Annotated in this window: 15 protein-coding genes and 1 pseudogene; 5 read left to right on the plus strand and 11 right to left on the minus strand. The window is 66.4% G+C overall.

Annotated features, from left to right (window positions below):
• Positions 1–6: 6 nt before the first annotated feature.
• The 7 genes from trkA to def are packed head-to-tail and all read right to left on the minus strand — an operon-like array spanning position 7 to position 8,218.
• Positions 7–1,383, minus strand: coding sequence for a Trk system potassium transporter TrkA (gene trkA / locus ACEWQ0_RS11440; protein ID WP_476485403.1), 1,377 nt, complete (start codon positions 1,381–1,383; stop codon positions 7–9).
• A gap of 6 nt (positions 1,384–1,389) precedes the next feature.
• On the minus strand, positions 1,390–2,736 hold the full coding sequence (locus tag ACEWQ0_RS11445; RefSeq protein WP_476485404.1) for a sigma-54-dependent transcriptional regulator: 1,347 nt from the start codon (positions 2,734–2,736) through the stop codon (positions 1,390–1,392).
• Positions 2,737–2,790: 54 nt separating this feature from the next.
• Entirely contained in the window at positions 2,791–4,926 is a 2,136-nt protein-coding gene (locus tag ACEWQ0_RS11450; RefSeq protein WP_476485405.1) for a sensor histidine kinase, read from the minus strand.
• On the minus strand, positions 4,923–5,486 hold the full coding sequence (locus ACEWQ0_RS11455; protein WP_476482818.1) for a DUF4390 domain-containing protein: 564 nt from the start codon (positions 5,484–5,486) through the stop codon (positions 4,923–4,925). The genes ACEWQ0_RS11450 and ACEWQ0_RS11455 overlap by 4 nt, the downstream gene beginning before the upstream one ends.
• Positions 5,446–6,783, minus strand: coding sequence for a 16S rRNA (cytosine(967)-C(5))-methyltransferase RsmB (rsmB, locus tag ACEWQ0_RS11460; RefSeq protein WP_476482819.1), 1,338 nt, complete (start codon positions 6,781–6,783; stop codon positions 5,446–5,448). Before rsmB ends, ACEWQ0_RS11455 begins: the two co-directional genes overlap by 41 nt.
• The gene (gene fmt / locus ACEWQ0_RS11465) at positions 6,780–7,697 is read right to left on the minus strand and encodes a methionyl-tRNA formyltransferase (RefSeq protein ID WP_476485406.1); all 918 of its coding nucleotides are present in this window, start codon (positions 7,695–7,697) and stop codon (positions 6,780–6,782) included. The genes rsmB and fmt overlap by 4 nt, the downstream gene beginning before the upstream one ends.
• Positions 7,698–7,702: 5 nt before the next feature.
• Positions 7,703–8,218: a peptide deformylase gene (gene def, locus ACEWQ0_RS11470; protein ID WP_476482821.1), complete on the minus strand. Its 516-nt coding sequence runs from the start codon at positions 8,216–8,218 to the stop codon at positions 7,703–7,705.
• Positions 8,219–8,321: 103 nt separating this feature from the next.
• Between def and ACEWQ0_RS11475 the strand changes: the two genes are divergently transcribed.
• The 5 genes and pseudogenes from ACEWQ0_RS11475 (at position 8,322) to hemF (ending at position 14,769) form a co-directional block, all read left to right on the plus strand.
• On the plus strand, positions 8,322–9,515 hold the full coding sequence (locus tag ACEWQ0_RS11475) for a LysM peptidoglycan-binding domain-containing protein (protein ID WP_476485407.1): 1,194 nt from the start codon (positions 8,322–8,324) through the stop codon (positions 9,513–9,515).
• Positions 9,516–9,525: 10 nt separating this feature from the next.
• On the plus strand, positions 9,526–10,674 hold the full coding sequence (gene dprA, locus ACEWQ0_RS11480; RefSeq protein WP_476485408.1) for a DNA-processing protein DprA: 1,149 nt from the start codon (positions 9,526–9,528) through the stop codon (positions 10,672–10,674).
• Positions 10,675–10,686: 12 nt separating this feature from the next.
• A complete protein-coding gene (locus ACEWQ0_RS11485) occupies positions 10,687–11,163 on the plus strand; it encodes a Smg family protein (RefSeq protein WP_476482824.1) in 477 nt (158 codons plus the stop codon).
• 188 nt (positions 11,164–11,351) lie between these two features.
• Positions 11,352–13,772: pseudogene (locus ACEWQ0_RS11490) on the plus strand (DNA topoisomerase I); the annotation flags it as partial.
• Positions 13,773–13,857: 85 nt separating this feature from the next.
• Positions 13,858–14,769: an oxygen-dependent coproporphyrinogen oxidase gene (gene hemF / locus ACEWQ0_RS11495; protein WP_476485409.1), complete on the plus strand. Its 912-nt coding sequence runs from the start codon at positions 13,858–13,860 to the stop codon at positions 14,767–14,769.
• 44 nt (positions 14,770–14,813) lie between these two features.
• Here hemF and ACEWQ0_RS11500 read toward each other — a convergent pair whose 3' ends face one another.
• From ACEWQ0_RS11500 to ACEWQ0_RS11515, 4 genes are all read right to left on the minus strand, one after another.
• Positions 14,814–16,115, minus strand: a complete 1,302-nt coding sequence (locus ACEWQ0_RS11500) for an argininosuccinate lyase (protein WP_476482826.1) — start codon at positions 16,113–16,115, stop codon at positions 14,814–14,816.
• Positions 16,116–16,235: 120 nt separating this feature from the next.
• Positions 16,236–17,189 carry an N-acetyl-gamma-glutamyl-phosphate reductase gene (gene argC / locus ACEWQ0_RS11505; protein ID WP_476485410.1) on the minus strand — a complete coding sequence of 318 codons (954 nt, stop codon included), beginning with the start codon at positions 17,187–17,189 and terminating at the stop codon, positions 16,236–16,238.
• A gap of 63 nt (positions 17,190–17,252) precedes the next feature.
• Positions 17,253–18,566, minus strand: coding sequence for an acetylglutamate kinase (locus ACEWQ0_RS11510; protein ID WP_476485411.1), 1,314 nt, complete (start codon positions 18,564–18,566; stop codon positions 17,253–17,255).
• Positions 18,559–19,635 carry an acetylornithine deacetylase gene (locus ACEWQ0_RS11515; protein WP_476482829.1) on the minus strand — a complete coding sequence of 359 codons (1,077 nt, stop codon included), beginning with the start codon at positions 19,633–19,635 and terminating at the stop codon, positions 18,559–18,561. Before ACEWQ0_RS11515 ends, ACEWQ0_RS11510 begins: the two co-directional genes overlap by 8 nt.
• Between the last annotated feature and the right edge of the window lie 80 nt (positions 19,636–19,715).

A 19,715-nucleotide genomic window follows, 5' to 3' on the forward strand; every position in this document is an offset into this window, starting at 1 on the left:
CGCCGGCTACAGGAAAACGGCTTCGACCGCGAACAGACGCTCGACGCGGCGGATGGAGGCCTGTTCGGCAACAAACAGGATGACGTGATCGTCGGTCTCGATGACGACGTCGTGGTGGGCGATGATCACGCGCTCACCGCGGATGATGCCGCCGATGCTGGTCGCCGGCGGCAGGTCGACCTCGCCGATACGCTTGCCGACCACCCTGGACTGACCGGGGGTACCGTGCGCCACGGCCTCGATGGCCTCGGCGGCGCCCCCCCTGAGCGAGTGGACGCGCACCATGTGCCCCTTGCGGATATGAGTCAGCAATGCACCGATGGTGACCTGCTGCGGGCTCACCGCCACGTCGATACGATCGGACTCGACCAGGTCGACGTAGGCCGGGCGGTTGATCAGGGTGATGACCTTGTCCGCGCCCAGGCGCTTGGCCAGCATCGACGAGAGAATATTGACTTCATCGTCATTGGTCAGGGCGCAGTAGACGTCGGTCTCGTCGATACCCTCCTCGTGCAGCAGGTCCTCGTCGGCTGCGTCTCCGACCAGCACCAGCGTGGTGTCGAGATCTTCGGCAATGCGCTCGGCGCGTACCGGGTCGCGCTCGATGAGCTTGACGTGATGACTGCGTTCGAGGCGACGCGCCAGGCTGGCGCCGATATTGCCGCCGCCGGCCAGCAGGATGCGATGCCCCGGCTCGCTCATGCGCCTGAGCTCACGCATCACCACCGGAATATCCTCGCGTGCAGCCAGGAAAAACACCGTATCGTCGACCTCGATCACGGTGTCGCCCTGCGGGATGATGGGCTCGTCATTGCGGAAAATGGCGGCCACCCGCGCGTCGACCCCGCTGGGCAGCTTGTCGCGCAGGGCGCGCAGCTCATGGCCGATCAGCGGCCCTTCGTGGAAGGCGCGCGTGCCCACCAGCTGGGCGCGGCCGTCGGCAAAGTCAAACACCTGCAGCGCGCCGGGATAGTCGATCAGGCGCTGGATGTGGTTGGTAACCAGACCTTCTGGACTGATCAATACGTCGATCGGCGTGCTGTCGCGCTTGAACAACTCCGGATAGGCCAGATAGTCGCTGGCGCGCACGCGCGCGACCTTGGTCGGCGTATTGAACAGCGAATAGGCCACCTGGCAGGCGATCATGTTGGTTTCGTCGGAATTGGTCAAGGCAATCAGCAGCTCGGCGTCGTCGATGCCGGCACGAATCAGCGTTTCGGGGTGCGCGCCATGGCCGAGCACGGTGCGGATATCGAGCTTTTCCTGCAGCTCGCGCAAGCGCTCGGCATCGGTGTCGACGACGGTGATGTCGAACTCTTCGGCCGACAGGCTGCGGGCCATCCCGCTTCCCACCTGTCCTGCGCCGAGGATGATGATCTGCATGGCCCGCTAGACCTGCTTGGGGTCGATGCCCAGCTGTTTGAGCTTGCGGTAGAGATGCGTGCGCTCCATCTCGACAATCTCGGCCAGCTTGCCGACGCTGCCTTCCACCGACTGGAGCTTGAAGGTCAGATACTGGCGCTCGAATTCCTCGCGCGCCTCGCGTAGCGGCATGCCATAGAGCGCCGGCATCTTGCGGTCGCCAACGGTCTCGCCGGTGTCTGATTGCGCCAGCGCTTCCTCCACTTCAGCGACCGTCACCTCTTCGCCATGGCCGAGGATGAGCAGGCGCTGGACCAGATTGCGGAGCTCGCGCAGATTACCCGGCCAGTGGTACTGGCGCAGGCGATTCTGCACCGCCACCGGAAAATGCCGATAAGGCGTGCCGTCACGCCCGGGATAGTACTCGGCATAGAAGCGAATGAGATCGGGTACGTCTTCCTGGCGCTCACGCAGCGGCGGCACGTCGAGCGGCAGCACGTTGAGCTGATAGAACAGTGACTCGTCGAAGCGCCCTTCGCGCACCCGCTTTTCCAGCGGCTGGCTGGTGCCGGCGATCACGCGCAGATCCAGCTCCGCGCTGTCGGGCCGGTCGGGATTGACCCGGCCCAGCTCCAGCACCTTGAGCAGGGCTGTCTGCGCGCCCGGGTCCAGCCGCGACACGTCGTCGATGAACAGCACGCCGCCCTGTGCTTCGGCCAGCAGGCCTTCGTCATGCGCGCCGTGCAGCATCGACTGGAACGACGCGGCATCGACCCGCGTGGCCGCGCTGACGAACGGGCCTTCGCCGCGGGCTGAGTGCGCATGAATCCAGCGCGCTGCCTCGAGCTTGCCGACGCCGGCCTCGCCGGTGATCAGCACCGGCGCTTCGTGCTGGGCCACCCGTTCGAGCCGCTGCCGCAGCTGCTGCACCACTGCCGAACGCCCCAGCGGCTCGAGCACGGCGGGCTGAGTGCGCTTGAGCCCTTCGTTCTCGCGCCTGAGCCGACCGGCCTCCAGAGCATTGTCGATGGTCACGATCAGCCGCGCCATGGAGACCGGCTTTTCCACGAAATCGAAAGCGCCCAGGCGCGTGGCTTCCACTGCGGTTTCCACCGAGCCGTGGCCGGAAATCATCACCACCGGACAGCGGATCACGTCCGCATCGCGCCATTCGCGCAGCAGGCTGATGCCGTCGGTATCGGGCATCCAGACATCGAGCAGGATCAGCTCGGGCGCGGCCTCGCGCAGGCGCTCACGCGCTTCGGCGGCGTTGCCGGCGACGACGGGCTCGTGGCCCTCGTCGCGCAGAATCTCGCCGATCATTTCGCGGATATCGGGTTCGTCGTCGACGATCAGGATGCGTGCACTGCTCATGGCGTCATTCTGGCACCGATTCGGGATCCAGAGGATACCTCAGCCGGCGAACGATCATCCGGCCGGCAGCCATAATTTCACTTCGGCGCCGCCGGCTTCTGCGTTGGCCACGGTGATGTGGCCACCGTGGTCCTCGACGATCCGGCGCACGATGGGCAGCCCCAGGCCCGAACCGCGCGGCTTGGTGGTCACGTAGGGCTCGAAGATCCGGGCCAGCACCTCCGACGAGAAGCCCGGGCCGTTGTCGCGCAGCAGGATGGTCACCCCCGGCTGCCCATTGTCGCCACAAGCCGGTTCGATCCGGATCTGGATTGCCAATCGCTGCTCGCGTTGCGCCTCCTGGGCGTTGCGCACCAGGTTGATCAGCAGCTGGCGGAACTGTCCGCGGTCGGCCAGGATGCTCAGCGGCGGGTCGGGCTCGATCAGATCGAAACTGATCGGCATATCGCCGCTGGCATAAAGATCGACCACCTCACGGATGACCCCGGCCGGATCCACCGACTCGGCATTGAGCCGCGCCGGGCGCGCGTAGTCACCAAAGCTGTCGACCAGCCGGCGCAGGGCGTCGACCTGTGCGCGAATGGTGGACGTCGCCCGCGAGAGGAGGTCGCGCTGCGGTTCCTGCAGCACCGGCTCGAGCTTCCAGGCCAGACGCTCGGCCGCCAGCTGGATCGGCGTGAGCGGATTCTTGACCTCATGCGCCAGGCGGCGGGCGACTTCTGCCCAGGCGGCTTCGCGCTGGGCCTGATCCAGCACCGTGACGTCGTCGAAGACCACCACATGCCCACCGGCTTCGTCGGGCAGGTCGGAGCCGCGGCAGACCAGCACCAGCGGGGGATCGGTTTCGCCCAGCTTGATTTCCTGACGCCAGTCGCTGCCGGGAGCGGCATGGCGCTCGACGATCAACTCGATCAAGGGCGCCAGATCCGGACGGCTGACGGCCAGCTCGGCAAGCCGGCGGCCGCTGTGATGCGCGGCATCCAGATCGAGAATCCGTGCCGCCGAGTCGTTGAACGCGCTGATGCAATTGTTGACGTCGATGGCGAGCACGCCGGCTGAAAGCCGACCGAGAACGATCTCCAGATAGCGCCGCTGCGCCTCGAGCTGCTGGCGGCTGCTGGCAAGCTCACGCGTCATGGTGTTGAACGAGCGCACCAGAAAGCCCAGCTCGTCGCGGCTGGTGACCTGCAAGTCATGCGGAAAACGACCGGCGGCCAGCTCTTCGGTCGCCTGCGCCAGTTCACGGATGGGCTGGGTCAGCCGACGGGCGGCGTTGAAGGCCAGCAGCATGGCCAGCAGCACGGTCAGCAGCAGCACCAGCGAAAGAATCAGGATCAGGCTCTGCTGCAGCCGAACCCGCAGATAGGTCACGTTCTGATAGCGGTGGTAAGCCGACTCGATGCGATCGGCGAGCTCGCTGAACTGCGCCGGCAGCGGATAGATCGCCTGAAGAATCAGGGTGTCGCCGCCGAGCGTGGGGCTGCCGAGCGTGCGCAGCACCCGAATCCGGATGCCATCAGCAAACGGTTCGGCGGCGGCATACTCTTCGTCCTCGAGCGCCTGGGTGAGCGCAAAGTCTCCCGGGCGCTGAGACACGATTCGCCCCGGGTCGATGCTGGCGCTGACCGTGGCCGAACCGGAGCCGTCGAGCACCGCCAGATCGGTCGGCCCGGCGCTGGAGACGTGTCGCAGCAGTCGCCGGAACAGGCGATCCTCATCGCCGGGATCGATCTGTTCGGCCAGTCGCCGGATCTCGTCGCGGGCATCGCGCGTGCGCAGATCGAGAAACATCTGCCCCAGCTCGATGGAATCAGCCAGCGCCTGCTCGGCGCGCGTGTCCATCCAGCCCTCGATGGTATCGCTGAGAAACTGGATGGCAAACAGATACAGAATCACCACCGGCAGCAGCGTCAAGGCAACGAAAACCGCGACCAGCCGGGCGGTCAGTCGCGCACCGGGCTCATCAGCCCTCAGACGCTGAATCAGGCGCACGGCGCGGCCGATGATGACGCCCAGCAGCACCAGCACGGCCAGGCCGGTGAGCGCAAAGATCCACTGCGCCAGCCGGCCCAGCTGGGTGGCCTCCTGCTCAACGGTCGAGACCAGATACAGGGCCGCCAGCAGCAGCACCAGCACCGCAGCGATGGGAATCGCCCGCAGAACGCGCAGCCGCCCCCGTCGTCCGATCATTCAGCGGCCTCCGCCGGGCGATTCGGCCGGCGCTCGCCCGGAGTCAGCGGCTGCCAGTCACTGTCGAGCTGCCACTGCGCCTCGAACCAGGTCGGCAACCGCATCGGCGACGGCAGGCGCGTGCGGTCGAGGCGAATCCTTGCCCGCACCAGCGAAACGGACTCATCCGGCGCCAGCGGAATGCTCCACGAGCGCGGCAGGCGCAGCTCGCTGATGAGCATATTCAGGCGGGGAAAGGTCTGGCGGGTGTCGTTATGCAGATCATGCAGCTGATAGTGGCGGCTCAGCGGCAGATAACTGATGCGAAAACGATGGCGCCGCCGCTCGTCCAGGCCCGGCAGCCAGACCCGCCCCGAGGAAGCGCGCAAGGCCACCAGAAAGGTGAGGTCGACGCCGCGCTCGAGCGCTTCGAGCATCGCCGGGCTGGGGTCGAGATCAACGCCGGCAATGAAGTCCAGGCCCTCGCCGGTCCAGCGCAGCTGCGGGGCGATGAAATCAACCCGCCAGTCGGCGGCTGCATCACTCCGGCATCCGGCGAGCGGCAAAGTAATAGAAACCATCACAGCCATGCTCACCAGGCAGAATCTGGCGGCCCGGACCCATGGACCGACCGGGCATGTCGCTGTTGTCGATGGCTCGGGCATCTGCATGGCGCTCCAGAAAAGTGCGGGCCTGCTCGTCGTTTTCGACCCTCAAGAGCGAACAGGTGGCATAGACAAGGATACCGCCAGGCTCCAGCAGCGGCCACAGCGCGTCGAGGATCTCCCGCTGGGTTTGCACCAGGCGCGCGATATCCTCGGACCGGCGCAGCCAGCGAATATCGGGGTGTCGACGAATGACGCCGCTGGCCGAACAGGGGGCATCGACCAGAATGCGGTCGAAGCGCTGGCCGTCCCACCAGTCTTGCGGCTGTGCGGCATCGCCGGTCATCAGGCGGGCCTCCAGACCGAGCCGCGCCAGTCCGTCGCCCACGCGGGCCAGGCGCTCGCCGTCGACATCCAGGGCGGTCAGGTCAACGCCGTGGCGCTCGAGGATATGGGCCGCCTTGCCGCCGGGTGCGGCGCAGGCGTCCAGCACGCGCTGGCCCGCGCCCAGATCCAGATAGTCGGCCGCCAGCTGGGCGGCGCCGTCCTGCACCGAACACAGGCCGGCTTCAAACCCCGGCAAGCGGCCGATCCCGGCCCGCTCGGCCAGCCTGAGCGCGTCCGGAAAGCCAGGGACCGTTTGCGCCGCAATGTCGGCCTCGGCGAGCCGGGCCAGATAATCATCGCGGTCGGTCTTTCGCCGATTGACGCGCAGCCACAGCGGCGGCGGCTGATTGCCGGCGGCGAGAATGTCGTTCGCGCTGGCGCCGTGATCAGCTTCGATCCGCTGGATCAGCCAGCCGGGATAACCACAGGCGAACACGGCGCTGTCGGGCAACTGGGCCAGCAGTGCGTCACGTCGGCGCAGGAACGTGCGCAGCACGCCGTTGACCAGCCCGGTCAGGCGCGGGCCTGACAGCGCTCGCGCCGCTGCCACCGCGGCGTGGACCACCGCGTGATCAGGCTCGCGCCCGTCGCGCAGCTCGTGGAGCGCCACGGCCAGCAGAAAATGCAGGCGGCGGTTACGCCCTCGCAGGGGTTTTTCGACCAGCCGCCCGATCAGCCAATCCAGCGCCGGCCAGTCGCGCAGCACGCCGTGGCTCAGCCGTCGGGCGAGCGCACGATCACGCGAGCCGGGCAGAGAAGCCAGCAGCGGCAGGAGCGCGACATCGAGCGCGCGGCCCCGGTCGATGACCGCCAGAACCGCTTGCGACGCGAGCTGGCGAGGGGCGGCCCCATCGGCCTTTACCGGCCCCTGCTGGGTCGCATTCACGATGCGGCGCGACGCGCGTTGAACCAGTCGCGAGCCGACACCGGGCGCTTGCCCGGCGCCTGCAGCTCGAGAATTTCAAGCACGCCCTGCCCACAGCCCACGGCAAGCACTTCTGGCGCGCTCTCGGGCAGGATCGTCCCCGGCGGCGCATCTCCGGCCGCCGGTCGGGCGCGGTGGATGCGCCAGTTCTGGCCGTCGACTTCCGCGAAGGCCACCGGCCAGGGCTGATAGGCGCGCACCATGCGCGCCAGCTCGTCGGCGGGGCGCTGCCAGTCGAGCTGCGCGTCGCTCTTGCTGATCAGCGGCGCATGTGTTGCGCGCGATTCGTCCTGTGTCGTTGCAGGCGCCAGGCGGCCGCCGTCGAGCTGGTCGAGCGCATCGACGAGCAGCTCGGCGGCCAGCTGCGCCAGCCGATCGTGCAGCTCGCCAGCGGTTTCCTCTGGCCCAATTGACGTGGCCTTCTGCAGCAACACCGGGCCGGTATCGAGGCCGGCGTCCATCTGCATCAGCGAAATGCCGGTTTCAGCGTCGCCGTGGAGAATGGCCTGATTGATGGGGCTGGCACCGCGCCAGCGCGGCAGCAAGGAGGCGTGCAGGTTCCAGCAGCCGTGGCGCGGCAGCGCCAGCACCGCCGGGGGCAGCAGCAGGCCGTAGGCCGCGGTCACCAGAAGGTCGGGCTGATACGCCGCCAGCGCGGCTTGCTCCGCATGGCCTTTCAGGGACGCCGGCTGGAGCACGTCAATGCCGGCATCGACCGCCAGCTGCTTGACCGGGCCAAGGCGCAGTTTGCGACCGCGCCCGGCTCCGCGGTCAGGCTGGGCCAGCACCGCAACCGGCCGCCAGGCCGCGCGGTCGATCAACGCCTGCAGGGCCGGTACGGCAAAGGCCGGCGTGCCGGCGAAGATGATCCGCATACGAATCAGGCCGTGACTTTTTCGCGGCTGCCCTGCTGCTTGCGCAGCTTCTTGCCGATCATGCGACGCTTGAGCGGCGACAGGTAGTCAACGAACATCTTGCCGTCGAGATGATCGATTTCGTGCTGAATGCACACCGCGGCCAGGCCGTCGACCTCCCGCTCGAAAGGTTCGCCGTCCAGATCCAGACCGCGAACGCTGATCTTTTCAGCACGCGTGACCTCGGCGTAATGCCCCGGCACGGACAGGCAGCCCTCCTCGCACACCTGGCTGCCGCTGCGGTCGAGAATTTCCGGGTTGAACAAAACCTGTGGCTGATCGCGCTCTTCGCTCAGATCCATGACGAACAGGCGGATGTCCCGGTTGACCTGGGTCGCGGCCAGGCCGATGCCATGCGCGTGATACATGGTCTCGAGCATGTCGCGCGCCAGGGTCCGTTCAGGTTCGCCGACCTGGTCGACGGGACGGGCGACACGGCGCAGCCGGGGATCGGGGTATTGAAGAATCGTGAGTTTTGACATGGGATTTCAAGAAAACCGCTTAAAGGTGCGTTTTGCAATGACAATGTTTATGATAGTCTGCGAAAAATCAAGCCTGTGGGCAACGTTCGAGGGAGTCGCTTCAGTGAAACGCATACTTATTCTGACCGCCATTGTACTGGCGGCGTTCACCGTACAGGCTCAGGACGTGGAATTGCGCGACGATCACCCGCGGGAGTACGTCGTGCAGGAGGGGGACACGCTCTGGGATATCGCCAGCCTGTTTCTGACCCGGCCGTGGCAGTGGCCGGCCATCTGGGATGCCAACCAGCAGATCGAAAACCCGCACCTGATCTATCCGGGAGACGTCATCTCGCTGGCTTTCATCGGCGGTGAGCCACGGCTTCGGGTCGACGACTCGGTGCGGCGCCTGACCCGGGAGGTGCGGCGCGACCCCATCGACGGTCCGGTTTCGACCATTCCGCTCGAGGCCATCGAGACCTTTCTCAAGGCGCCGCGCATCGTTTCGGCAGAGGAATACGAGCAGCTGCCCTACATCATCGCCAACAACGAACAGCGCATGCTGGCCGGACCGGGTGACCGCACCTATGCACGCGGCCTGGACACGGCCCGCGTCGGCGACGATGTCGTGCTTGCGCGCGTCAACTACATGTTCGAGGATCGCAGCGTCAATCCGAACAGCGACGTGCGCATCAAGAAAAAACTGATTGACACCCAGGGCCGCCAGGTGCGCTCGGAGGTACGCCCGGCCAGCGGCGTCTGGAAAGCAACCATCGGCCAGATGGAGCGTTATGACTACCCGGTGATTGGTTACGAGCTGTGGGAAACCGCCCGCGGCCGCGTCGTCAAGACCGGCGACCCCGCCATCATCGAGATCACGTCCGGTCGCAATGAAACCATGAAGGGCGACTTTGTCCTGCCGATCCAGGACCACGTCTACGAGCCGAACTTCCACCCGCGCGCCATGGACGAGATCCCCGAAGACGGCCGCGTCATCGCGATTACCGGCAGCAACTACGGCGCCGGCCACTATCAGGTGGTGGCCGTCAACCTGGGAACGGCCGACGGCATCGCACCCGGCCATACCTTCTCCGCCTTCCGGCCGGGCGCCACCATGCGTGACGACCGCTTTCCGCTGATGAGCCGCGCTGCGTTCCGGGAGCCGGAAAAGCGCTACGTCGACCTGCCCGACGAGTTTGCCGGGCGCATCATGGTGTTTCGCCCGTTCGAGCACGTCAGCTACGCTCTGGTACTCGAGGGCAGCGCCAACACCATCCAGGTCGACGACGTGCTCAAGCACCCGGATCAGAGCCTCTGACGCGCGGGCCGTGCCCGTACCCGAGCGCGCAGCCGACTGGCTCAAGCTGATCCTCGTCGACGGCCTCGGGCCGCGGCGAATGGCTGCGCTGGAGGCAGCCTTTCCGAACCCGCTCGATGCCGTCGAGGCCAGCGAGGCCCAGCTGCGCCAGGCCGGGCTGACACGGCGGCATATCGAGCAGCTGCGTCACCCCGATCAGGACCGGCTCGAGCGCTGCCTCGCCTGGCTTGCCGGCGAGCGGCGCTGGCTGATCACCCGCGAGGACGCACTCTACCCACCGCTGCTCAAGCGCATTCCCGATCCGCCGCTGGCGCTGTTTGTTGCCGGCGACCCCAACATTCTGGTCGCGCCGCAGATTGCCATCGTCGGCAGCCGCAACGCCACCAGCGGCGGCCTGCAGCACGCGCGCTCGTTTGCCGCCACCCTGGCACGGGCGGGGCTGACCATCACCAGCGGACTGGCCGAAGGCGTGGATGGGGCCGCCCACGCCGGCTGCCTTGATGCCGGCGGCACCACCCTGGCCGTGGCCGGCACCGGCCTGGACCGGGTTTATCCCGCGCGGCACCGCGATCTGGCCGGGCGCATTGCCGGTTCAGGTGCCCTGCTGAGCCAGTTCCCGCCGGGCATCGGCCCGCTGCGGGGCAACTTTCCAGCGCGCAACCGCATCATTTCCGGCATGAGTCTGGGCGTGATCGTGGTCGAAGCCAGCCTGCGCAGCGGCTCGCTGATCACCGCCCGCCTGGCCAGCGAGCAGGGCCGCGAGGTGTTCGCCATCCCCGGATCGGTACACAATCCGCTCTCGCGCGGCTGCCATCGCCTGATTCGCGACGGCGCCCGGCTGGTTGAAACCGCCGACGAGGTAGTCGAGGAGCTTGCGCCGCTGGCCAGAGAGCTGGCCGGCGAAATCGAAGGTTTGCTGGCGCCCGCTCCGCCCGCGGCCGCTTCAGGGCTTGAGGAATCGGCTTCGTCGCCGCATATGGAGGGTGACCCGGACTACAAGCGCCTGCTCGAGGCCGTTGGCTTCGACCCCACGCCGGTCGACGAAATCATCCAGCGTTCACAATTGACGCCCGCGGCGGTATCCTCGATGCTGTTGATGCTGGAGCTGGACGACCAGGTCAGCGCGCACCCCGGCGGACGCTATAGCCGCAATGCCTGAGGAAAGAACTGCATGAAAGAAAACGTGCTCGATCTGCTGATGTACCTGTTCGAGAACTATATCTACGAAGAGCCCGAAGAGGAGCCCGATCGGGAATCGCTCAGCGACAGCCTCGAGGAGGCCGGGTTTTCGAACGGGGAGATCAACCGCGCCTTTGCCTGGCTGGACGGCCTGGCGGCGCAGCGCAGGCTGCCCGAACTCGGTGGCCACGAGAATAATCCGATTCGGGTGTTCACCGACGAGGAGAGCCGCCGCCTGGACATCGGCGCGCGCGGCTTCATCATGTACCTCGAAAATACCGGTGTCCTCGACCCGCTCCGACGCGAGATGGTGATCGATCGCCTGGCCGCGCTGGAGTCCGGAGACATCGACCTCGAGGACGTCAAGTGGGTGGTCCTGATGGTGCTGTTCAACCAGCCCGGGCAGGAAGCCAACTACGCCTGGATGGAGGAAATGATGTTCGACCAGGAAGGTGAATATCAGCACTGAGCGCGCCGGCGAACCCGACCGCGGTGTCACCGGTGACGGACACCTTCGTCAACCCACCGCCCCGGGGATGCCCGGCACGACCGGGGCGCACACGCAAGAATGATCAACCCGAGCCTGCGGCGTCGCCGCGGCACCCCAACGCGACCGACGGCTCTGGCCGCGCTCGCCGCATCAAGAAACTGGCTTAAATGGCAAAAAATCTACTCATCGTCGAATCGCCGGCCAAGGCGACCACCATCAACAAGTACCTCGGCCCGAGCTTCAAGGTGCTGGCGTCCTACGGCCACGTGCGCGACCTCGTACCCAAGGAGGGCGCGGTTGACCCCGAACAGGACTTTGCCATGCGCTACGACATCATCGAGCGCAACAAGAAGCACGTCGACAAGATCGTCGCCGAAGCAAAGAAAGCCGACGCGATTTATCTGGCCACTGACCTGGACCGCGAAGGTGAAGCGATCTCCTGGCATATCGCCGAGATCCTCAAGCAACGCGGCGCCAACTCCAACAAGACGGTCAAGCGGGTGGTGTTCTCCGAAATCACCGAGCGCGCCATCAAGAAGGCCCTGGAAGAACCGCGCGATCTGGCCGGGTCACTGGTCGATGCGCAGCAGGCGCGGCGCGCGCTGGACTATCTGGTCGGCTTCAACCTCTCGCCGCTGCTGTGGAAAAAGGTGCGCCGCGGCCTGTCGGCCGGACGCGTGCAGTCGCCGGCCCTGCGCATGATCGTCGAGCGCGAGGAAGAAATCGAGAAATTCGAGCCGCGCGAATACTGGACCATCGAAGCTGACCTCGGCGCCAGCGAAGACGAAGCCTTCAGCGCCAACCTGGTCAAGCTCGACGGCGCCAAGCTCGAGCAGTTCGATATCACCACCGAAGCACAGGCGGCCGAGCTCGAGCAGCGCATCGACCAGGCAGCCAACGGCCGCTTTCAGGTTGCTCGCGTCAAGAAGAGCCAGCGCCGGCGGCGGCCGCAGCCGCCATTCATCACCTCGACGCTGCAGCAGGAAGCCGCGCGCCGGCTCGGCTTTACCACCAGCCGCACCATGCGCATCGCCCAGCAGCTCTACGAAGGGGTGGATACCGGCGGCGGCAGCCAGGGCCTGATCACCTACATGCGGACCGACTCGGTCTCGCTGGCCGGCAGCGCCATCAGCGAGATTCGCCAGACCATCGCCTCCGAGTTTGGAGAAAAGCTGGCGCCGGAAAAGCCCAACTTCTACCAGTCGAAGTCGAAAAACGCCCAGGAGGCTCATGAAGCCATTCGCCCGACCGTGGCGAAGCTCACGCCGATCAAACTCAAGAACCGCCTGAGCGACGATCAGTACCGGCTCTACGAGCTGATCTGGAACCGCGCTGTCGCCAGCCAGATGATTCCGGCCGTCTACGACACCGTCAGCGCCGAGTTCGATGTCGGCGACACCACCTTCCGCGCCTCGGGTTCGACCCTGATCGAGCCGGGCTTTCTGCGGGTCTATCGTGACGGCCGCGCCGAAAAGGACACCCGCCTGCCCGAAATCAACGAAGGCGACGAGATTCCACTGATCGCAGTGCGCCCCGAGCAGCACTTCACCGAGCCGCCGCCGCGCTATTCGGAGGCCAGCCTGGTCAAGGCGCTTGAAGACTTCGGCATCGGCCGCCCATCGACCTACGCCTCGATCATCCATACGCTCAAGGATCGCGAGTACGTCGAGCTCGAAAAGCGGCGCTTCATCCCCACCTCCACGGGGCTGGTCGTGGCCAAGTTCCTGGCGCAGCACTTCGATCGCTATGTCGACTACGACTTCACCGCCCGCCTCGAAGACGAGCTCGACGCCATTTCCCGCGGTGAAAACGATTGGGTGCCCCTGCTCCGGGACTTCTGGCAGCCGTTCATCGATCGCGTCAAGGAAAAGGAAGAAACGGTCAGCCGCAAGGAGGCTCAGCAGGCGCGCGAGCTCGGCACCGATCCGAAATCCGGCAAGCCGGTCATCGTCCGGCTGGGCCGCTACGGCCCCTTTGCCCAGATCGGCGCCGCCGAAGACGACGAAAAGCCGCAGTTCGCCGGTCTGCGCCCGGGCCAGAAAATGGACAAGATCACGCTCGAAGAAGCGCTGGAGCTGTTCAAGCTGCCGCGCAACCTCGGCGAAACGGATCAGGGCGAGCCGGTTCAGGCCAATATCGGCCGCTTCGGACCCTATATCCGCTACGGCGAGCGCAATTTCGTGTCGCTGAAGGAACACGACCCGCACGAAGTCACGCTCGAGCAGGCCCTGGAACTGATCGCCGAGCACAAGCAGCGGATGAAGGAACGCATCATTCAGGAGTTCAGCGGAGAGGGCATCCAGGTACTCAAGGGCCGCTACGGCCCCTTCGTTACCGACGGCAAGCGCAACGCCAGCGTACCCAAGGATCAGGAGCCGGAGAAGCTCACGCTCGAAGAGTGCCAGAAGATGCTGGCCGAGGCTCCGCCCAAGGGACGCCGCGGCAAGTTCGGCAAGAAAAAGGCCGGCGGCAAGAAAGCAGCAGGCAAGAAGGCGGCAAAAAAGAAAGCCACAAAGAAGAAATCATCGAAGAAGAAGGCCGCCAAGAAAAAGGCTTCGAAGAAGAAGACTGCAAAGAAGAAGGCTTCGGCTTGACCGTGCTGGCCGGGATCAGCTTCCCACAGGACGGCGAATATCCCTGCCCACACTTCACCATGCGTGTTCACTACCTGACATGAGCTGCTCCGAATCCAGTGTCGAAGGCGTCAAGGCTTACCTCCTCGACCTTCAGAATCGTCTGTGCGCCGCGTTCGAGCGCAGCGACGGGCAGGCGCGCTTCCATGAAGACGCCTGGGAACGGCCTGAAGGCGGCGGCGGCCGCACCCGCGTAATCCAGGACGGCGCCGTGTTCGAAAAGGGTGGCGTCAATTTCTCGCACGTTCATGGCGCGGCTCTGCCAGCGGCGGCCAGCGCGCGCCGCCCCGAGCTCGCCGGCCGCAGCTTTCAGGCGCTGGGCGTATCCGTGGTGATGCACCCCATCAACCCCTACGTGCCGACCAGCCACGCCAACGTGCGCTTTTTCATCGCCGAGAAGGAAGGCGAGCCGCCGGTGTGGTGGTTCGGCGGCGGATTCGATCTGACGCCCTACTACCCCTTTGACGAAGACTGTCGCTTCTGGCACCGCACGGCCCGCGAGTTGTGCGCGCCCTTCGGCGACCACGTCTACGCCGAACACAAGCGCTGGTGCGACGAGTACTTCTATCTCCAGCATCGCAAGGAAACGCGCGGCATCGGCGGGCTGTTCTTCGACGACCTCAACGCCTGGGATTTTGACACCTGCTTTGCCTACATGCGTGCCGTGGGCGACGGCTATCTGGCCGCCTACCAGCCCATCGTCGAGCAACGCAAGGGCCACCGCTACGGCAAGCGCGAGACGGACTTCCAGCGCTATCGGCGCGGCCGCTACGTCGAGTTCAATCTGGTCTACGACCGCGGTACCCTGTTCGGCCTTCAGTCCGGCGGAAGAACCGAATCAATCCTCATGAGCCTGCCCGCAATCGTGCACTGGCGCTATGACTGGCAACCCGAAGCCGACACGCCGGAAGCGCAGCTCGCTGATTATCTGAAGCCAAGAGACTGGGCATAAGCGAACCACAAATAGCCGCCCAGCCGCGCTTTATCCTCGCCCGATCAACTCTCTGACAACTCCGCCAGGCGCCCCTCGAGACGCTCCAGCAGAAGATCGGCGCAGCCGCCCGGTGACACACGCGCCTCGAGACTGGCCTCCGGGCTTCTGCCCGCCAGATCATCCAGCTCGGCTGCGGCAAGGCGGTAGGCCTGGCGGAAGGGCCGACCCTCGCCCACCAGCTCGTTGGCCCGATCGGTGGCATGCAGGCTTGGTCTGATCGCATCCCGCAGGCGCCTTTCATGCCATCTGATCGAACCCAGCAGGCCCGGAACCAGTGCCAGGCCGGCAAGGCCGCGCGCGAACGCCCGGATCAGCGGCGGCTTGCTGTCCTGCAGATCGCGCTGATAGCCCGAGGGCAGCGACAGCACCGCGTCGAGTTCGGCGCGGGCGCCGACGACCGTGGCGTGCAGCGAGCGCAGCAGCTCGACGGTGTCGGGGTTGTGCTTGTTGGGCATGATCGACGAGCCGGTGCAATAGCCGCTGCCGATTTCAAGATAGCCGAACTCCTCGCTGGCATAAAGGCTGAGATCCCACGCCAGTCGGCGCAGGTCGCCGGTGGCGGCTGCCAGGGCGTCAAGCGCGCGCAGCTCGACCTTGCCGCGCGCGTTCTGAGCGTACTGCGGGTTGACCACCAGCCGCGGGAAACCGAGCTCGGCGGCGACGCCGTCACGGTCGAGCGCCAGATTGACGCCGAAACCGGAGGCCGTGCCCAGCGGACTGGCGTCGAGCCAGTCGGAGATGCGGCCGGCCAGCTCGGTGTTGTCGATGAACGCCTCGGCATGCCCGGCCCACCACAGGCCCAGCGACGAAGGCATGGCCTGCTGCAGGTGCGTATGCCCGGGCAGCGGCACCATGGTCTCGGCCGCGGCGCGATCGAGGGCCACGCGTGCGATGGCCGCGCAGCTTGCGCGCAGCGTTGCCAGCCGCGCACGCAGATACAGCCGGATGGCAACGGCCACCTGATCGTTGCGGCTGCGGCCGGCGTGGATGCGTCCGCCGACTTCACCGAGGTGCTCGACAAGCCAGGCCTCGATCGCTGAATGGCCGTCTTCGTAGCGCGCATCGAGCACGAACTCGCCGCTGGTGAACGCCTGCTGCAGCGCATCCAGCGATACCACCATGGCCGCGGCCTGGTCGTCATCGAGCACGCCGATTTGCGCCAGACCGCGGGCATGCGCCTGGCTGGCGCGGATGTCGAAGGGCAGCAGCTCCCGGTCGAGGGTCACGTCCTGCCCGGCAAGAAAGCGCATCACCCGCTCGTCGACCTCGCCGGTAGCGTCCTTTTTCCAGATGTAGTCAGTCATTGGGGATTCCGTGACTCCAGTGCGGCCGGGCGGCTGCGGGATCGTTCGCTTCAGTTCGACGCGTGGCGAGGCCTGCATCGAGCGCCCCCGCAGCCGCCCGGCCCCGGGGGTGCTGGATATTCATTTGCCGCCTGCCATCAACCCGGCCAGCTCATCGAGCCCTAGCGCCCGATTGATGTTCTGCACGGCCTGGCTGGCGGCGCCCTTGCCCAGATTGTCGAGCACGACCACGAAACTGGCGCGCATCGGATCGCGTGCGTCCACGGTAAAACCGCCGATGGCCAGGCGCGGCGTGCCAGCCACCTCGCGAATCTCGGGGATGTCGCCGCCCACCTGGATCAGGGCTTCATCCGAATAGTGTTCGCTGAAGGTCGAGAGCAGCTCGTCGGCCGTCAGGGGCTCGGTCAGCATCACCGCAACGGTCAGTGAAATGCCCCGGAAAAAAGGGGCGACGTGCGGATGAAAGCGCACCGGGCGACGCAGGCGGGCCGATATTTCCCGCTCGTGCACATGCCCGCTCAGGGCATAGGGGATCAGATTGTCCTCCAGCCGCTCGGGATCATTGCGCGGCGACGGTGTCTTGCCGGCGCCGCTGTAGCCCGATACCCCGAAAATGATCGGCGGCGCGGCCAGCGAGCGACGAATCGGCCACAGTCCGAACAGCGCGCCGGTGGCATAGCAGCCGGGGTTGGCGATGCGCCTTGCTGCATCGAGCGCGTCGCGGTTGAGCTCGGTCAGGCCGTAGGTCCAGTGCTCATCGAAGCGCCAGTCGGCACCCAGATCCAGAATCACTGCATCAGGGTGTGCTTTGCCGATGGCCTCGACCCAGGGCGCGCTGTTGTCGTTGGGCAGCGCCAGCACCCAGACCTCGGCGTCGACTGCGGCAACGCCGGACGGCTCGAGCGCCGCAAACGCCTGGTCTGCATCGGACCAGTCGGGCACGGACTCACGGATCGGCTGCCCGGCCTGGCTGCTGGTTGCCAGCGCAAGGCGGAGGTGCGGATGCCGCGCAATCAGGCCGAGCAGTTCCGAGCCGGTGTGGCCGCGCCCGCCGATCAGGGCCAGTCGATGCATGCTCATTCTCCCGTGTTCGTTTTATCGTCGCATCCGGCATTCTTGTCGTACCGGGTGCATGAATCAAGCGGCTTGCCAGCCCGAGTCGCGCCGGCGCGCATCGGCGGTGAGCCGGCCAAGCAGTTCGAAATCTTCGATGCCAAGCGTATACACAATCCACTCGCCCTGCCGGTGGGTTGTGTGCGCCTGCTGGAAGTACCAGCCGGCGATGGGATTGCCGGCGCGAGCGCGCCAGTAGATCTTCGGAAACCGCTGTCTGAGCGCCAGCCACAGCGCCGCGCCCAAGCCTTCACCCTGGGCCTCGGGCGTGACCACGAACTTGTCGAGATAGGGCAGGCCGTCGACGCCGGCGGTGACCAGGGCCGCGGCCCGGCCGCTTTCGGCCCACAGCAGGCCGAGCGGCTCACGCTGCTCGAGCCAGTCGGGCTGCAGGTTGCGACCGAAGCTGGCCTCCAGCAGAACCTTCAGCCGCTCGCGCTGCCCCGGCGAGATCGCATCGAACCAGTCGATGGCCTCGCCGCGCCGGATCAGAGTGCCCGCCCCGGTGTGCGTGAACAGCTCGCGGGTGAGGTTCTGCGCCGAAGTGATCGACACCGAGGTCTCCGGCGGCAGGCGCTCGAGCGTTTCCTTGATCTGCTCGAGCTTCAGCTGCATGCCCGAGTGCACCCAGTCCTGAGCCAGCAGGTGGTCGTAGTCGGTGCGCAGGCTGATGGCCGAAATTACCCGCCCGCTGTGGTCGAGCAGGCCGCCGGTGCCGGTCAGAAAGATCACCTTGTGCGGCTCGACCGCCCAGACCAGCTCGCGCGCGGCGATGTCGGCGTTGATGTTCATGACCTGGCCGGAAGGCGATTCGCCCAGGCAGGCGACCACCGGCAGCGAGCCCGATGCAATGGCGCGGCGCACCGCCTCGAGCTCGACGCGCTCGATCTCGCCGACCAGGCCGAGTCGCTCGCGATCAGCCAGCCGGGCGTCGAAGACGCCGTGCAGAATCCCGCGGGCACGCACCCCGCGCGCTTCCAGGGCGTCGACCAGAGCAGCGTTGGCCCGGTAGATGACCGGCCGGGCCACGGCCATCACGTCGTCGGTGGTCACGCGCAGGCCGTCGCATTTCTCGATCGGCACGCCGGCGGCGGCCATGGCGTCATCCAGCTGCGGGCCGGCGCCGTGCAGCACGATGGGCGTGAGCCCCAGGCGATGCAGAAAGGCCAGGGCGGCGGCCATCTCGTCGAGATCGTCGCGCATCACCGCGCCGCCGACCTTGACCACGGCAAAGCGCGACTCCTCGATGCGCGAGAACTGCTTGAGATATTGCCTGGCCTCGCGGCTGGAGCCGAGCTGGCCGAGCAGCTCGATGACGGTGCGGCGGACTTCAGCCATGATCGACGATCCGTTGAAAGATGTTCAGTGCCTGTTCGAGCTGATCCAGCGCCACCCACTCATCGGCGGTGTGCGCCTGGGCGATATCGCCGGGTCCGAGCACCAGCGCCGGCAGGCCGGCGGACGAAAACAGCGAAGCCTCGGTCCAGAAATCGACCGGCTCGCCGATCGGAATGCCGTGGCTGCGGCAAAAGGCCCGGACCGGCGCTTCGCTCTGCCCGGCGGCCGGCAGGGGTGGCCCCGAAAAGGGCACGTGCCAGCTGGCGTGCTCCTCGGCGCCGCCAAGCGACGACAGATGCGCGAGCAGCCTTTCGTTGGACTGGCCCGGGCCGAGCCGGGCCGAATAGTGCAGCCGGGCCTCGCCGGCGATCACGTTCGACTTGGTGCCGCCCGAGGCCAGGCCGACGTTGAAGCAGGTCGGCCGCCCGGCGGCCATTTCGCTCTCGCAGTAGTCGAGGGCGGCATCGATCCAGCGCGCCATGCGATGAATCGCGCTGTCGGCCAGCGCCCGGCCTTCCGAGGAATGCCCGGCAATGCCGGCAAAGCGCCCCTTGACCGACAGGAAGCCGCGGTGGGCAAGCACCGCTTGACAGCCCGTGGGCTCGCAGACCACCACCTGATCGAAGCGGATATTGGCCGGGTCTTCGAGAAAATTGCGTACGCAGCAGCCGCCGGCGCCTTCCTCGTCGGAGGAAAACAGGATCGCCATCGGCGCATCACCGGACTCGGCCACGGTCAGCAGCGCCGCGGCCGCGCCCTTGATATCGCAGGCTCCGCGGCCGAAGGCCTTGTCGCCTTCGATGGTGAGATCCAGCGGCGGCTTCGTCCAGCCCTCGCCGACGGGCACGGTGTCGAGGTGGCAGTTGAACAGCACCGGTGGATTGCCGCGCACGGCAAACAAGTTGACGTGCCCGTCCCCGTAGTCGGTCATGGCGACCTCGAAACCGGCATTTTCCAGCACGCCCCGGGCATGGACGAACATGTCGGCCTCGGGCGTGATCGCGCGCGGCGGATTCTGGCTGTCGCACGCGATCAGCCTGGCCAGGTGGCGTAGAAGTCTATCGGGCATGGCTTTCAGAACCTTTTCAACGCCAAGACGCAAAGGGTGAAAACAAGAAAACGGGAACCACGGAAGGCACGGCATTCACG

Source organism: Wenzhouxiangella sp. YN9, from assembly GCF_056324165.1.

Bases quoted from the DNA above. Each gene is read 5' to 3' on its own strand.
- trkA (WP_476485403.1), bottom strand. From the start codon at position 1,383: ATGCAGATCATCATCCTCGGCGCAGGACAGGTGGGAAGCGGGATGGCC.
- ACEWQ0_RS11445 (WP_476485404.1), bottom strand. From the start codon at position 2,736: ATGAGCAGTGCACGCATCCTGATCGTCGACGACGAACCCGATATCCGC.
- ACEWQ0_RS11450 (WP_476485405.1), bottom strand. From the start codon at position 4,926: ATGATCGGACGACGGGGGCGGCTGCGCGTTCTGCGGGCGATTCCCATC.
- ACEWQ0_RS11455 (WP_476482818.1), bottom strand. From the start codon at position 5,486: ATGGTTTCTATTACTTTGCCGCTCGCCGGATGCCGGAGTGATGCAGCC.
- fmt (WP_476485406.1), bottom strand. From the start codon at position 7,697: ATGCGGATCATCTTCGCCGGCACGCCGGCCTTTGCCGTACCGGCCCTG.
- def (WP_476482821.1), bottom strand. From the start codon at position 8,218: ATGTCAAAACTCACGATTCTTCAATACCCCGATCCCCGGCTGCGCCGT.
- ACEWQ0_RS11485 (WP_476482824.1), top strand. From the start codon at position 10,687: ATGAAAGAAAACGTGCTCGATCTGCTGATGTACCTGTTCGAGAACTAT.
- hemF (WP_476485409.1), top strand. From the start codon at position 13,858: ATGAGCTGCTCCGAATCCAGTGTCGAAGGCGTCAAGGCTTACCTCCTC.
- ACEWQ0_RS11500 (WP_476482826.1), bottom strand. From the start codon at position 16,115: ATGACTGACTACATCTGGAAAAAGGACGCTACCGGCGAGGTCGACGAG.
- argC (WP_476485410.1), bottom strand. From the start codon at position 17,189: ATGCATCGACTGGCCCTGATCGGCGGGCGCGGCCACACCGGCTCGGAA.
- ACEWQ0_RS11510 (WP_476485411.1), bottom strand. From the start codon at position 18,566: ATGGCTGAAGTCCGCCGCACCGTCATCGAGCTGCTCGGCCAGCTCGGC.
- ACEWQ0_RS11515 (WP_476482829.1), bottom strand. From the start codon at position 19,635: ATGCCCGATAGACTTCTACGCCACCTGGCCAGGCTGATCGCGTGCGAC.